The organism is Neobacillus niacini (genome assembly GCF_031457145.1).
Lineage (GTDB): Bacteria > Bacillota > Bacilli > Bacillales > Cytobacillaceae > Neobacillus > Neobacillus niacini_J.
On the sequence record NZ_JAVDVZ010000005.1, the window covers coordinates 316,637 to 330,853 of the forward strand.

Sequence of the window (14,217 nt, forward strand, 5' to 3'; positions counted from 1 at the left end):
TCATTTTGAAAAAACCCGAATTATTAGTTACCCCATTATCAATCGACGATATTTCACCGCTGGCTATAGCTGGAGCAGATGCATTTGTGATTGGGGAACAGAGATATGGTTTACGTTTAGCAGGTGAATTTAACCGTGAACAAGTAAGACAAGCAATTGAATTAGCACATGCACAGGGTAAAAAAGTTTATGTGGCAATCAATGCTATCTTTCATAATGAAAAAGTAGCCGAGTTAGATGACTATATTAAATTTGTAGTTGAAGCGAATGCGGATGCGATTATTTTTGGTGACCCTGCAGTATTATTGACCGCTCGTGATGTGGCGCCAAACATGAAGCTTCATTGGAGTACGGAAACACTAGGAACAAATTGGTTTTCATGTAACTATTGGGGTCAAAAAGGTGCAAAAAGAGCGGTGCTTGCACGTGAAATCAATATGGAGTCAATCGTGGAAATCAAAGAAAAAGCTGAGGTCGAAATAGAGGTACTGGTTCATGGTATGAGCTGTATGTTCCAATCCAAGCGTTCCCTTCTAGGTAATTATTATGAATACCAAGGGAAAGTAATGGAAATTGAAAACCGTAAAATGGAAAAAAATATGTTTTTACACGATAAAGAAAGAGAAAATAAATATCCGATTTTTGAGGACGAGAATGGAACCCATATTATGAGTCCGAATGATATTTGTATGATCGATGAGCTCCAAGAAATGTTAGAAGCTGGAGTAGACTCATTCAAGATTGATGGGATATTAAAGTCTTCAGAATATCTTCTTGCAGTAACAAAGGCGTATCGTGAAGCGATTGATTTATACTTTGAGGACCCAGATTTATACGATGACAAAAAAGATGAACTTTTAGCAGCAATAGAGGATGTTCAGCCAGCAAACCGCAAATTAGATACAGGATTCTTTTTCAAAGAAACAGTTTATTAAAAGGAGGAGTTCAATCGTGGATACAGTTAAAGATAAAATCTCTGAAATCATTGACGGAAAACGTGTGATTGTGAAAAAGCCAGAACTCCTTGCTCCAGCAGGAAATCTTGAAAAATTAAAAATTGCCGTACAATATGGCGCAGATGCCGTATTTATTGGCGGCCAGGAATATGGCCTCCGTTCAAATGCTGATAACTTTACATTTGAAGAAATGAAGGAAGGCGTAGAATTCGCAAAAAAATATGGGGCAAAAATATATGTTACAACGAATATCTTTGCTCATAATGAGAATTTTGATGGTTTAGAAGACTATATCCTTGGCTTAAAAGAAACAGGTATAGCCGGGATTATTGTTGCAGATCCATTAATTATTGAAACATGCCGCAGACTTGCGCCGGAAATTGAAATTCATATTAGTACGCAGCAATCGATTTCAAACTGGAAAACAGCTCAATTCTGGAAAGAAAGTGGTGCTGAACGTGTTGTTTTAGCACGGGAGACAAGTGCAGAAGAAATTAGAGAAATGAAAGAAAAAGTTGATGTTGAAATTGAAATCTTTATTCATGGTGCTATGTGTATTGCTTATTCTGGACGTTGTACGTTAAGTAATCACATGACAGCAAGGGATTCTAACCGAGGCGGCTGCTGCCAGTCTTGCCGCTGGGATTATGATTTATATCAATTAGAGGGCAATTCCACTGAAGTGCCACTTTATAGTGAGAATGACGCGCCATTTGCGATGAGCCCAAAGGATCTTAACCTAATACAAGCGATTCCTCAAATGATTGAGATTGGCATTGATAGCTTGAAAATTGAAGGCCGGATGAAATCAATACACTACATCGCAACCGTAGTAAGTGTTTATCGGAAAGTGATTGATGCCTATTGTGCAGACCCAGATAACTTCGTCATTAAGCGTGAATGGCTAGAAGAGCTGGACAAATGTGCAAACCGTGAAACGGCTCCTGCATTCTTTGAAGGAGTTCCGGGGTATAAAGAGCAGATGTTTGGTAATCATAGCAAGAAGACAAAGTTTGAATTTGTCGGTCTTGTGTTGGATTACAACGAAGAAACACAAATGGTTACCCTTCAACAACGAAACCACTTCAAACCGGGGCAGGAAGTTGAGTTCTTTGGTCCGGAAATTCAAAACTTTACACATGTGATTGATAAAGTCTGGGACGAAAAAGGTAATGAATTGGATGCTGCGAGACATCCGCTTCAAATTGTACAATTTAAATTGGACAAACCGGTTTACCCTAACAACATGATGCGGAAGGAGAACTAGGTTGATGCGCAAACCGGTCGTTATTGGTGTTGCTGGAGGATCAGGCTCAGGAAAAACTAGTGTTACAAAAGCAATTTATGAAAGCTTTAAAGGTCATTCTATTACCATGCTTCAGCAGGATTATTATTATAAAGACCAAAGTGATGTACCGTTTGAGGAACGATTAAAGACGAATTATGATCATCCACTTGCTTTTGACAATGATTTGCTCATCGAACATATTCAAAAACTGTTACGATACGAGCCGATTGAAAAGCCAATTTATGATTATGCACTCCATACTCGCTCAAATGAAATTATAGAAGTTGAACCTAAAGATGTAATTATTTTAGAAGGAATACTTGTACTTGAAGATGAACGGTTACGTAATCTGATGGATATCAAGCTTTTTGTTGATACTGATGCTGATATTCGAATCATTAGGCGGTTGTCACGTGACATTAAAGAGCGCGGACGGACATTAGATTCTGTTATCGACCAATATACGAATGTTGTTCGTCCGATGCACAACCAATTTATTGAACCAACAAAGAGATATGCGGATGTCATTATCCCTGAGGGCGGGCAAAATCATGTGGCGATTGATTTAATGGTCACAAAAGTACAAACAATTCTTGAACAAAAGTCATTTTTATGAAACAATAGCGTAAAGATTAATTTACAATGCAATCCATATTGGATGAATACAAGTTGCGCGCCCTTTTAAGAGGACGCGCTGCTATGTATTTATGTGATACCTACATATCATTAATAAACACAATCTATGGGGGATTGTGAAGACTAGAAGGAGTGAGAGTTTTGGCGATAGAAAAAGTATTTCCAATGACACAGGCGGGTAAGGACAAACTGATTCAGGAGCTTGATCATTTAAAATCGGTTAAGCGTAAAGAAGTGGTAGAAAGAATTAAAATTGCAAGAAGTTTCGGGGATTTATCCGAAAACTCTGAATATGATTCTGCGAAGGAAGAGCAGGCATTTGTGGAAGGTCGGATTACTACTTTAGAAAATATGATCCGCAATGCTAAAATTATTGAAGAAGGCGACATGGCGAGTGACTCTGTTACATTAGGAAGGTCAGTGACATTCGTTGAACTTCCTAATGGCGATGAAGAAACTTATACAATCGTCGGTAGTGCAGAGGCAGATCCGTTCGAAGGAAAAATCTCTAACGATTCTCCTATAGCAAAGAGCTTACTTGGTAAAAAAATAGGCGATCAAGTGTCTGTTCAAACACCAGGCGGTGAAATGAGCGTTCGTATTACCTCAATAAAGTAATTGATTTTTCATCCATATGTTTGAAATGGGAGCACCTCGTCAAAACTTTTGACGAGGTGTTTTTTTATGATACGTAGACGTATAAAGGGATTACTTATTCTTTGTATAGCGGGGCTAATGGTTCTTACAGCACGTTTAATTCAAATTCAGCTAGTCCAGACAGAAACATTTTCGAAGCATAACGTAAATTTATTGGAAGAAAGCGTAAAGCAAAGAACACAAGAATTAGTGATCGATAATGGTCGAGGTAATTTTCTCGATCGGAATGGGGATATGCTTACCCATAAAAAAGTATCTGTCCTAGTACTCTTTCCTTTTTTAAAAAACATGACTTGGGATTCTGAAGCGGTCTCGTCGATTTCTGGGATATCAGAGAGCAATTTAATAAGCGCATTAGATCAAGCAAAAAAGCCTTTTGCTTATGGAGAACCACAGCCATTAGAGCTAACCTCATTGCAAATGGATAAAATTAACAAACTAGAGATTCCCGGCGTATTTGCGATTGAAAAGAAATTCGAACGTACAGAAATACCTGCAGAGCAATTACTTGGTCTTACAGGAGAAAATACTGAGGTATTAAAAAAACGCTATCCCGATAAGGATCTCTCTGAGAAAACACTTATTGGTGTTTCGGGTCTAGAGGAAAGTTTTGATGAATTCCTATTACCTGAAGGAAACTCTAAACTCGTCTATCATGTTGATGGAGATGGAGCCCCGTTATTTGGAATAAATGTAAAGTACGTTGATCCTGCAAATCCCTTCTATCCTGTAAATGTAAGAACAACGATTGATAGAAGTTTACAGCAAAAATCTGAAGAATTAGTAGACAAGCATGGTATAAAAAAAGGTGGATTAGTGCTTCTTGATATTGAAAGCAATAGTGTCCTAGCCTCTGTTTCACGCCCGGCAATCAATCAAAAGGATCCTTATAGCGGTTCAGGAATTACCAACCGAATGTTGAAGCAAGAAATAATGGGTTCAATCTTCAAAACAGTGGTTGCAGCGGCGGCCATTGATCAAAATCTTGATTACCCGACAAGGTTATTTAATTGTAGTCAGAAAATTAATGGTGAACCTGAATTGAAATATAATTATGGTATGCTCTCATTTACAGAAAGCTTTGCGAGGAGCTGTAACCGAACCTTCGGTGAATTGGCAAAGGAGCTGCAAAAAGTAGATAAGGAAATGCTTACGGATTATGCTGAGAAATTGTCGTTAACGGGCACGGTAGGCTGGCAGGGGGAAGTCTATCATACCAATAATTTTAAACAGCTTGTGGATGAAGATAAAGGAAGAGTGTTTTTGACAGAGGAGGCAAAAAAAGACCCAAACTTTGCCGCTATGTCAGGAATTGGTCAGCATGAGGTTCGGGCAACCCCTCTGGCAGTTGCCAATATGATGGCAACGATTGCGAGAGGCGGCAAAAAGGAAATGGTTCGAACTGCCTCTAAAATAGAGTATAAAAACGGAACTACGATGGTTACCTTTGAAAAACAAGAGTTATCTGGTGACACCATTTCACCATACAGTGCTATGAAACTTCAGAAATTGTTAAGAGAGGTTGTTGTAAACCCGAACGGGACTGGGAAATGGTTTCAAGATCTCCCCTACGAGGTGGCTGGAAAATCAGGAACGGCTGAGACAGGAAAATATGAAAATGATAAACAATTGCATAATAAGTGGTTCGCAGGTTATTTCCCATACCAAAATCCTAAATACGCGCTTGTCGCAGTAAATCTGGATGTAATTGACACAGAAGGCGGAGTAAACGTATTGTTTGCTGATATGGTTAAAATGTTATATGAAAATGACAATGGATTACAAAACGATTAAAATTCTTCAAGTTCAATCCAATTCGTGTTAGAATGTTGACAGCCATATTAATTGTTTAACTATAGCGCAAAAGCGTATGCGCTTTTCTATTTGGAGGGATTTTTATGAGTAACGATTTCCAATCTGGCTCACGTTCAGGTTATCGGGCTAAAAGAAAGAAAACGAACCTCATCTTGAATAGTCTAATTGTTATCGTGCTAGCACTTATTTTCTTTGTTGCCTACACTATTTTTTTATCAGGTGATGATCAGGCAACTCCTAAAAAGGAAGATACAAAAACGGCAGCCAATCAGACCTCAGAAAAAGAGAATAAAGACACTGAAGGTAAAGCTGTGAGTGAGAAAGCTAAGGAAGCTACAGAACTAGAGGAAAGTACGGATAAAGAAAGTGAAGAAGCCGCAGCAACTGAACATGAAGATGAATCACAGGCCGTGGTAACCGAGGGTGATGGATCTTCGAGCGTTCTAAGAACAATTGAAAACCCTGCTTGGAAGCCTGTAGGGACTGTACAAGCTGGTGAACATACTCCAGTATATGACAGCACAAGCGTTGATTGGCAGGAAATGCTAAAGGCCATTTCATATGCAACAGGACTGGAAGAAAGCAATTTGACGGTTTATTGGTTAGGCCGCGATAAAACAACTGGAAATGGTTCGTTTAGTACCGTTGCATCTAAAGACAAAACACAAAAATATAATGTTTATCTGGAGTGGGTGGACGGGGAAGGCTGGAGGCCTGTAAAGGTTGAAGAGCTTTCTGCAATAGAGTAAAAAATAGGATGGGGTCTCCATCCTATTTTTTTCGTTTAAAGTGTACTACTGCGGTATAGAATGTTTGCCCTTTTTCGCTAACATACATTTGATGGGAAACTGAATGTACCCCTAATAGAATTGCTTTATTTTCCTCAATTTTTCCTTCGATTTTCTTTTCTAAAACTTTAAGATCTGTTGCCTCAAAAAACTCTACTTTGTCCTCAATAAAATCAAGTTTAAAATTCAACATCGTATCATCCTTTCCATATGTACATTTTAGTAATTACTTACATTGTAAGCAATGAATATTTCAAAGTGAGCGGAAAATATGATAACAAGTTTGTTTTTAATTCATAGTATACATATAAGAATTATAAGGATGTTTGGAGGGTCATTACTTGGGTCGTGAATTTTTAGATGTTTTTGAACAATGGGCAGATTCATATGATGAAAGTGTTGGTGGATGTAATCGTGAATATAAAGAAGTGTTTTCTGGATATGAGCAAATATTAGATGCTGTCACCTCTCATTCTAAGGGATATGTAATTGAGTTTGGGGTTGGAACAGGTAATCTAACCAAGAAAATGCTTGCAGCAGGTCTAAATGTTACTGGTATTGAGCCTTCTCTGCCGATGAGGAGAATTGCAGAAGCAAAGCTCGGTAATAATGTGAAAATCCATGATGGCGATTTTCTTCATTTTCCTGAAATAATAAATGTTGATACAATTGTCTCCACATATGCCTTCCATCATCTAACCGATTTGGAAAAAGATGAGGCAATTGCCAAATATGGCAAGCTACTTTCAAAAGGTGGTAGAATAGTGTTTGCGGATACGATGTTTGAATCAGTGGAAGATTATTATAATGCAATCGTAAAAGCAAAGGAAGAAGGCTTTCATAACCTGGCAAAAGATTTGGAAACAGAATACTATACAATGATTCCTATTTTAAGAACTATTTTAGAAAAAAATGGGTTTAGCGTTATGTTTAAGAGGTGCAATGACTTTGTCTGGTTGATGGAAGGATTAAAACAATAAGAAAGAGGTTTTAGCATGAAAATTGCCATCATTGGAGCAATGGAAGAAGAAGTAAAATTATTAAGAGATAATATTAAGGGGCAAACACAAGAAACGATAGCGGGATGTGAGTTTACCTTTGGACAAATGAATGGTGCCGAGGTGATTTTGCTGCGCTCGGGAATTGGAAAAGTAAATGCGGCAATGTCAACAACGATATTGCTTGAAAAATATAAACCGGATTACATTATTAATACTGGATCAGCAGGAGGTTTTAACCCTGAATTAAACGTTGGGGATGCTGTTATTTCCACTGAAGTCCGCCACCATGATGTCGATGTAACGGCCTTCGGTTATGAATACGGTCAGGTCCCACAGCTTCCTGCTGCTTTTTTAGCAGATGAAATGTTGATTTCAGTTGCAGAAAATGCTGCAAAAGAACTAAGTAAATTCCAAATTGTTAAAGGGTTAATTGTTACTGGAGACTCTTTCATGGAGGATCCGGAGCGTGTGAAGTTTGTTCGTTCAAAGTTTGAAAAATTACAGGCAGTTGAAATGGAAGCAGCTGCGATTGCGCAAGTAGCCCATCGATTTGGGGTGCCATTTGTAATCATTCGTTCATTATCGGATATTGCCGGTAAAGAATCAGAAATTTCCTTTGATCAATTTATCGACCAAGCAGCTACCCATTCAGCTACATTGGTCATGAAAATGGTAGAAGCTTTAGGATAGTCAGCGAGAAAGTGGTGGGAAAATGAAAGTTTACAAAAATGTCCATGAATTGATAGGACATACACCTATTGTGGAAATATCACAGTTTTCCATTCCAAACGGTGTACGTATTTTTGCGAAGCTGGAATTTATGAACCCAGGTGGGAGTGTCAAGGATCGTCTCGGTGATGAGCTGTTAAGAGAGGCATTCGAGAGTGGTAAGCTTAAAGAAAGCGGAACTGTAATTGAACCGACTGCTGGGAATACTGGGATTGGTCTAGCTCTTGCCGCACTAAATAAAGGAATACAGGTAATTTTATGTGTACCTGAGAAATTCAGTATTGAAAAACAAGATTTAATGAAAGCGCTTGGGGCAAAAATTATTCATACACCTACTGAAAGGGGAATGAAGGGGGCAATTGCGAAAACGGAAGAACTCCTTAAGGAAATTCCTGGTTCCTATTGTCCTCGTCAATTTGGCAACCCTGCAAATCCAGAAACATATTATAAAACGCTGGGACCTGAACTATGGGAGCAATTGGATGGAAACATCGATATTTTTGTTGCAGGTGCCGGTACAGGCGGTACGTTTATGGGAACCGCGCGTTACTTGAAAGAACGTAATAGAGAGGTTAAGACTGTAATAGTCGAACCACAAGGATCGATATTAAATGGCGGTGAATCGGGTCCTCATAAGACAGAAGGCATTGGGATGGAATTTTTACCTGAATATATGGACCCTGCCTATTTTGATGCGATTCATACTATTTGTGACGAAGATGCCTTTAACTTGGTGAAAGAGCTGGCATTGAAGGAAGGATTGCTTGTTGGCAGTTCATCTGGTGCAGCTTTTCAGGCAGCCCTTTTAGAGGCCAATGCTGCAGAACCTGGTACAAATATTGTCGTCATTTTTCCGGATGGAAGCGAGCGATATTTAAGTAAGAAGATTTTTGAAGGGGGGATTTGAGTTGAGAAGAAAAACACAATTAATTCATGGCGGCATTAGCACTGACCCAGCAACGGGTGCAGTATCTTTCCCTATCTATCAAGTAAGCACCTATAAGCAAGAAGGTGTAGGCGTTCATAAGGGATACGAGTATTCAAGAACAGGAAATCCAACCCGGTTTGCTCTCGAAGAGCTAATTAAAGATTTAGAGGGTGGAGAGGCCGGTTTTGCCTTTGGGTCAGGGATGGCTGCAATGACTGCCGTTATGATGTTGTTCAATAGTGGAGACCATGTGATCCTGACGGATGATGTTTATGGCGGCTCCTTTCGAGTTATGACCAAGGTACTAAACCGTGTGGGAATTGATTCTACTTTCGTTGACACTAGCAATCTAGAGGCTATTAAAAATGCAATAAAGCCAAATACAAAAGCGATTCATTTAGAAACCCCGACAAATCCTCTATTAAAGATAACCGATATTGGAGAAGTGGCTAAGCTTGCGAAAGAACATGGTGTGTTAACAATCGTTGATAATACCTTCTCAACACCTTATTGGCAAAATCCCATTGAACTCGGTGCAGACATAGTCCTGCATAGTGCAACAAAATATCTTGGCGGTCATAGCGATGTCGTAGCAGGCTTAGCGGTTGTGAATAGCGGTAGGCTTGCAGAGGACCTTCATTTCGTCCAAAACTCGACTGGAGGCGTGTTAGGTCCCCAGGACTCATGGCTGCTAATTCGTGGTATTAAAACCTTAGGCATACGTATGGAGGAAACTGAGTCCAACACTGCGGCCATTGTACAATTTTTACAAGGGCATCCTGCTGTGAAGAAAGTGTTTTATCCAGGGTTGGAAACTCATCCAAATCACTCTATTGCCAAAAAGCAAGTAAGAGGATTTGGTGGAATGGTTTCCTTTGATGTTGGCAGTGAAGAAAATGCCGATAAGCTATTAAGTAAAATTAAATATTTTACGCTGGCGGAAAGTCTCGGGGCAGTCGAAAGTTTGATTTCCGTACCAGCAAGAATGACCCATGCATCGATTCCAGTTGAACGACGGGCTGAGTTAGGTATTACTGAAGGATTAGTCAGAATCTCGGTAGGACTTGAAGATGTAGAAGATTTGATTGATGATTTAAAACAGGCACTAGACTAAGAAAAAATAATCCGGCTTATAAGCCGGATTATTTTTTATCTCCTGTTTTGCTAAAATTTACATCCCCATTTGGGCGCTATTTTATGTTAAAGTAGCTTAGTAGATTTTAAGAAAAGCAGGTGACCAACAGTGGACAAACACACAAAAGATCTTAAAGATAAAATGGTTGATTTTAAACAATTTGCTGTCGTATTACTCGCTGTCGGTGTATTTTTTTATTTAGGTGTAATCATTCCATCAGACTCGAAAACTGAGATGGATATAAATATAATGATGATCTCTTCCATGTCCTTTTTAGCAGTATCAATCTTACTTTTTATCCAATCGAAACAATGCCAGCTTAAACTTATGGATATGGAAGACGGCAGCAAGAGATAAGCGTTCCTTATGGGACGTTTATTTTTTTTGCTTCGAAACGCTCATTCAGGCAATTTAACTATTTTTTTAAAAACTTCAAAAAAGTGGTTTACAAAGAGATGGCTGATGGATATAATTACCTTAGTTAGTAAAAAATTCCGAAGGAGGTCGAAGAAAATGATGATGAAATTAAAAGTTGCTATCAACGGAACTGCCATTGCTATTACAACTGGATATTTGAATAATTTGCGTTCGACCGACAGGAATGGATTGCTTAACTAATTTTTTAGTTACCTAACATATCCATGCCGCAGGGAGAATGCTGCCCTGCGGTATTTTTGTGTCTAAAATTAGGCCGCAAGGGAGTAATTTCTTGCGGCCTTTTTGTGTCCATGAAATGTATATATTTTACAATTTTACCTATAAAAGGATGTGATAGTATGACCCTGAATATATTTTTTATTTCGATTACATTAAATAAACATAAAGAAAGTCTTGAAGAAGCAAAACGAAATGAAATGGTTGAAAAGCTTTATGAACAACATAAAGATCGTCAACTTTCCGTGTATCATTTACTTTAAACCCTTCAATGGGAGGTGATAGTCATGACCTTAAATATTTTATTCTTTTCCATTACCATCAAAAAACGTGAGATGAGTCTTGAAGAAGCAGCACACCAAGAGCAAATTAAAAAAATATATGATGAAACGAAGGATCGTCAAATATCCGTTCATCGCATTATGTATTAAGGATTTAAAATGACAAAAAAGAAAGGTGGGTTTACAAATGATATATTTAATCCAAAAACATGGAGCAAGCTTATGGAGTGTAAAAGATACCACCTAGTTAACCTAAAAAAGGAGGTAACTAAAAATGCCGGTGCATAACTTATTATTGTTTCTTTTTCTAAAGAAAAAAAGAAAAATCGCAAATAATATCATAAAACAAAATATATGAAAATAACGCTGAATGTTTGTTAACAAAACGTTCACATACCCCTCAGTTAGATACTGTGAAAATATGATAAATTCGAAGTAGATAAAAGGATCTATCATAAGGGGTGGAGAATATGTTTATGATTGTGATGGCTTTGGTCATTACTGGAGCGATTAGCTGTGTAATAACTGCAGAATTGAGTGTTGAATAAATAAAAAGGCATTGATCTTTAATTAGATCAATGCTTTTTTTTCTAGGTGTGCAAGAGGCTCTATTTTTAAATAAAATCTTTTGGACAGACACAATCAGACTGTTTCTTACATAGGAATTAGTTATAGGCAAAGCCCTAAAAAAGCACGGGGGTGGATGTGCATGGCAGGGATTTTCACAGCACTTGGTTATCTCATTAAGGAATTTTTATTTCTTGTCTCTTATGTAAAAAACAATGCTTTTCCGCAGCCCCTATCTGCTGCCGATGAAAGGAAATACCTACAGTTGATGGCGGAAGGGGACTCACATGCCCGTAATATGTTAATAGAACATAATTTACGGCTTGTCGCTCATATTGTCAAAAAGTTTGAAAATACTGGTGAAGATTCAGAGGATTTAATTTCAATAGGAACAATTGGATTAATTAAGGCGATTGAGAGCTATTCGGAGGGTAAAGGAACAAAGCTGGCTACTTATGCTGCTCGATGTATTGAAAATGAGATTCTGATGCATTTAAGGGCCTTAAAGAAGACGAAAAAAGATGTCTCTCTACATGACCCAATTGGACAGGATAAAGAAGGAAATGAAATCTCACTCATTGATGTACTCAAGTCGGAATCAGAAGATGTAATTGATACCATCCAGTTAAATATGGAGCTCGAAAAAATTCGCAAATATATCGATGTCCTTGATGACAGAGAAAAAGAAGTAATCGTTGGACGTTTTGGCCTTGACCTTCAAAAGGAAAAGACTCAGCGAGAAATTGCCAAAGAATTGGGGATATCGAGAAGCTATGTTTCTAGGATTGAAAAAAGAGCATTAATGAAAATGTTCCATGAATTCTATCGCGCTGAAAAAGAGCGGAAGAAAAAGAATTAGGTAGGGGCCGGAAACTTTTCCGGTTCTTTTTTAATGAAACCACTAATAATAGAATTTTTCTATAAATATATTATAATGAAAAGGTACATAGATAAGGGGGTTAGAAGATGACAGCTGCTACATATTCAGATGTTTGGAATCTTGAGGTATTTTTTAAGGGTGGAAGCGGTTCAGCTGAACTAGCTGAACACTTAAAGGTCACGAAGGAGCTAATTGAAGCTTTCGAAACAAAAGTAAATAACTGGACTCCACTCAATAAAATCAATGATAAGATTTATTTAAAAGAATTACTATCAGACTTTGAACATGCTGGTAAAAAGCTTCGCCAGGCAAGTGCGTTTGTTGGCTGCCTACAGGCGCAAAATACTGAAGATAAAAAAGCTTATGCTCTTGAGGCAACTGTTACTGCACTAAGTGCCACTTTTCAATCTGCACTAAGTGCATTTGACAACCTATTATCATCTATCAATGACGAGGTTTGGGCTCAAGTGTTAGATGATGAGTACCTAACAGAACTGACTTTTTCGCTTACCGAAAGGCGCGAACGTGCAAAAGATAAGTTATCGATTGAGGAAGAAGCATTAATTAGTGCTCTTGGTGTTGATGGCTATCATAGCTGGGGTCAATTGTATGATCTCATTGTTAGTAAAATAAAAATACCTGTTGAGGAAAATGGAGAGGTAAATCAGCTTTCTGTTGGGCAGGCATCCAATAGATTTTCCAGCACAGACAGAGATGTGCGTGCATCAGTTTTTAAAAGCTGGGAAAATTCTTGGAACGAACAAGCTGATTACTTATCGAAAACATTAAATCATCTATCAGGATTTCGTTTAAATGTTTATAAAAAACGTGGCTGGGAGGATGTCTTAAAAGAACCATTAAGTATTAACAGAATGCAAAAAGAAACATTGGAAACTATGTGGGCAGTAATAACAGAAAATAAGAAGCCTCTTGTTGAGTATTTGAACCGAAAAGCTAAACTATTAGGGATTGAAAAATTAAGCTGGTTTGATTTAGATGCCCCATATGGAAAAACAGAGTCAAAGGTCTCTTACCAGGAGGGTGCTAAATTTATCGAACAAAATTTTGCTCAATTTGGTGAAAAAATGTCCGCTTTTGCTAAGAAAGCATTTGAAAATCAATGGATTGAAGCGGAAGACCGTCCTGGAAAAGCACCTGGTGGCTTCTGTACTGGATTCCCTGAAAGTGAAGAATCACGTATTTTCATGACTTATTCTGGTACACCTTCAAATGTTTCGACACTTGCTCATGAGCTTGGTCATGGATTCCATTCCTATGCAATGAGAGGGGTACAATATCTAAATCGCGGGTATGCAATGAATGTAGCGGAAACGGCATCAACATTTGCAGAAATGATTGTTGCAGACGCAGCTGTAAAAAATGCTAAGGACGAAGAGGAAAAGCTCGCTCTCCTTGACGATAAAATCCAAAGAACGGTTGCTCTATTAATGAACATTCATGCTCGCTTTCTGTTTGAGACTCGTTTTTATGAGGAAAGAAAGCGCGGCCCTGTGTCAGTTGAAACCTTAAACGAATTAATGGAAGGAGCTCAGAAAGAAGCATATTGTGAGGCATTGGACGAATATCATCCATTATTCTGGGCTTCTAAACTTCATTTCTTCATCACTGGTGTACCATTTTATAACTTCCCTTATACATTTGGCTATTTGTTTTCACTTGGCATCTATGCACAGGCGCTTGAGGAAGGTAAAGGATACGAAGAAAAGTATATTGCCTTATTAAGAGACACTGCTTCCATGACAGTTGAGGATCTAGCAGCTAAGCATTTGCAAGTTGATTTAGTTCAGAAGGATTTCTGGGAAAAGGCAGTCCAAATTTGTATCGATGATATTGAAGAGTTCCTGCAATTGACTGAAAAGAAATAAACAAAAAGGAAAGCCC

General features: G+C 38.2%; 16 protein-coding genes. 15 read left to right on the top strand and 1 reads right to left on the bottom strand.

Going from position 1 to position 14,217, the window contains the following annotated elements; all coding sequences use genetic code 11:
• Nucleotides 1-5: 5 nt before the first annotated feature.
• From J2Y03_RS15060 to J2Y03_RS15085, 6 genes are all read left to right on the top strand, one after another.
• Nucleotides 6-935: a peptidase U32 family protein gene (locus J2Y03_RS15060; protein WP_132088634.1), complete on the top strand. Its 930-nt coding sequence runs from the start codon at nucleotides 6-8 to the stop codon at nucleotides 933-935.
• A gap of 16 nt (nucleotides 936-951) precedes the next feature.
• A complete protein-coding gene (locus tag J2Y03_RS15065) occupies nucleotides 952-2,223 on the top strand; it encodes a peptidase U32 family protein (RefSeq protein WP_310195435.1) in 1,272 nt (423 codons plus the stop codon).
• Between the two features lies 1 nt (nucleotide 2,224).
• A complete protein-coding gene (gene udk, locus J2Y03_RS15070; protein WP_132088628.1) occupies nucleotides 2,225-2,860 on the top strand; it encodes a uridine kinase in 636 nt (211 codons plus the stop codon).
• A gap of 161 nt (nucleotides 2,861-3,021) precedes the next feature.
• Nucleotides 3,022-3,498 (top strand): transcription elongation factor GreA, encoded by a 477-nt coding sequence (gene greA, locus J2Y03_RS15075; RefSeq protein ID WP_310195436.1) that lies wholly within the window; start codon nucleotides 3,022-3,024, stop codon nucleotides 3,496-3,498.
• Between the two features lie 66 nt (nucleotides 3,499-3,564).
• Nucleotides 3,565-5,331 carry a peptidoglycan D,D-transpeptidase FtsI family protein gene (locus tag J2Y03_RS15080; RefSeq protein ID WP_310195437.1) on the top strand — a complete coding sequence of 589 codons (1,767 nt, stop codon included), beginning with the start codon at nucleotides 3,565-3,567 and terminating at the stop codon, nucleotides 5,329-5,331.
• A gap of 104 nt (nucleotides 5,332-5,435) precedes the next feature.
• The gene (locus J2Y03_RS15085; protein ID WP_310195438.1) at nucleotides 5,436-6,101 is read left to right on the top strand and encodes a YrrS family protein; all 666 of its coding nucleotides are present in this window, start codon (nucleotides 5,436-5,438) and stop codon (nucleotides 6,099-6,101) included.
• A 22-nt stretch (nucleotides 6,102-6,123) separates the two neighbouring features.
• On the opposite strand, the gene J2Y03_RS15090 is transcribed toward J2Y03_RS15085, so the two are convergent.
• On the bottom strand, nucleotides 6,124-6,333 hold the full coding sequence (locus J2Y03_RS15090) for a DUF2536 family protein (RefSeq protein WP_207909405.1): 210 nt from the start codon (nucleotides 6,331-6,333) through the stop codon (nucleotides 6,124-6,126).
• Between the two features lie 148 nt (nucleotides 6,334-6,481).
• Between J2Y03_RS15090 and J2Y03_RS15095 the strand changes: the two genes are divergently transcribed.
• The 9 genes from J2Y03_RS15095 (at nucleotide 6,482) to J2Y03_RS15135 (ending at nucleotide 14,201) form a co-directional block, all read left to right on the top strand.
• Entirely contained in the window at nucleotides 6,482-7,120 is a 639-nt protein-coding gene (locus tag J2Y03_RS15095) for a class I SAM-dependent methyltransferase (protein ID WP_310195440.1), read from the top strand.
• A gap of 15 nt (nucleotides 7,121-7,135) precedes the next feature.
• Complete coding sequence (mtnN, locus tag J2Y03_RS15100; RefSeq protein ID WP_310195441.1) at nucleotides 7,136-7,831, top strand: 5'-methylthioadenosine/S-adenosylhomocysteine nucleosidase; 696 nt, start codon at nucleotides 7,136-7,138, stop codon at nucleotides 7,829-7,831.
• Between the two features lie 22 nt (nucleotides 7,832-7,853).
• Complete coding sequence (locus J2Y03_RS15105) at nucleotides 7,854-8,777, top strand: PLP-dependent cysteine synthase family protein (RefSeq protein WP_310195443.1); 924 nt, start codon at nucleotides 7,854-7,856, stop codon at nucleotides 8,775-8,777.
• A gap of 1 nt (nucleotide 8,778) precedes the next feature.
• Nucleotides 8,779-9,912 (top strand): bifunctional cystathionine gamma-lyase/homocysteine desulfhydrase, encoded by a 1,134-nt coding sequence (locus J2Y03_RS15110; protein WP_310195445.1) that lies wholly within the window; start codon nucleotides 8,779-8,781, stop codon nucleotides 9,910-9,912.
• A gap of 129 nt (nucleotides 9,913-10,041) precedes the next feature.
• Nucleotides 10,042-10,290 carry a YrhC family protein gene (locus tag J2Y03_RS15115; RefSeq protein WP_310195447.1) on the top strand — a complete coding sequence of 83 codons (249 nt, stop codon included), beginning with the start codon at nucleotides 10,042-10,044 and terminating at the stop codon, nucleotides 10,288-10,290.
• 419 nt (nucleotides 10,291-10,709) lie between these two features.
• A complete protein-coding gene (locus tag J2Y03_RS15120; protein WP_310195449.1) occupies nucleotides 10,710-10,850 on the top strand; it encodes a YrzI family small protein in 141 nt (46 codons plus the stop codon).
• A gap of 24 nt (nucleotides 10,851-10,874) precedes the next feature.
• Nucleotides 10,875-11,018, top strand: a complete 144-nt coding sequence (locus J2Y03_RS15125) for a YrzI family small protein (protein ID WP_132088599.1) — start codon at nucleotides 10,875-10,877, stop codon at nucleotides 11,016-11,018.
• A gap of 559 nt (nucleotides 11,019-11,577) precedes the next feature.
• Nucleotides 11,578-12,294, top strand: a complete 717-nt coding sequence (sigK, locus tag J2Y03_RS15130) for an RNA polymerase sporulation sigma factor SigK (RefSeq protein ID WP_132088596.1) — start codon at nucleotides 11,578-11,580, stop codon at nucleotides 12,292-12,294.
• Nucleotides 12,295-12,401: 107 nt separating this feature from the next.
• Nucleotides 12,402-14,201: a M3 family oligoendopeptidase gene (locus J2Y03_RS15135; protein WP_310195452.1), complete on the top strand. Its 1,800-nt coding sequence runs from the start codon at nucleotides 12,402-12,404 to the stop codon at nucleotides 14,199-14,201.
• The last annotated feature ends 16 nt before the right edge of the window (nucleotides 14,202-14,217 follow it).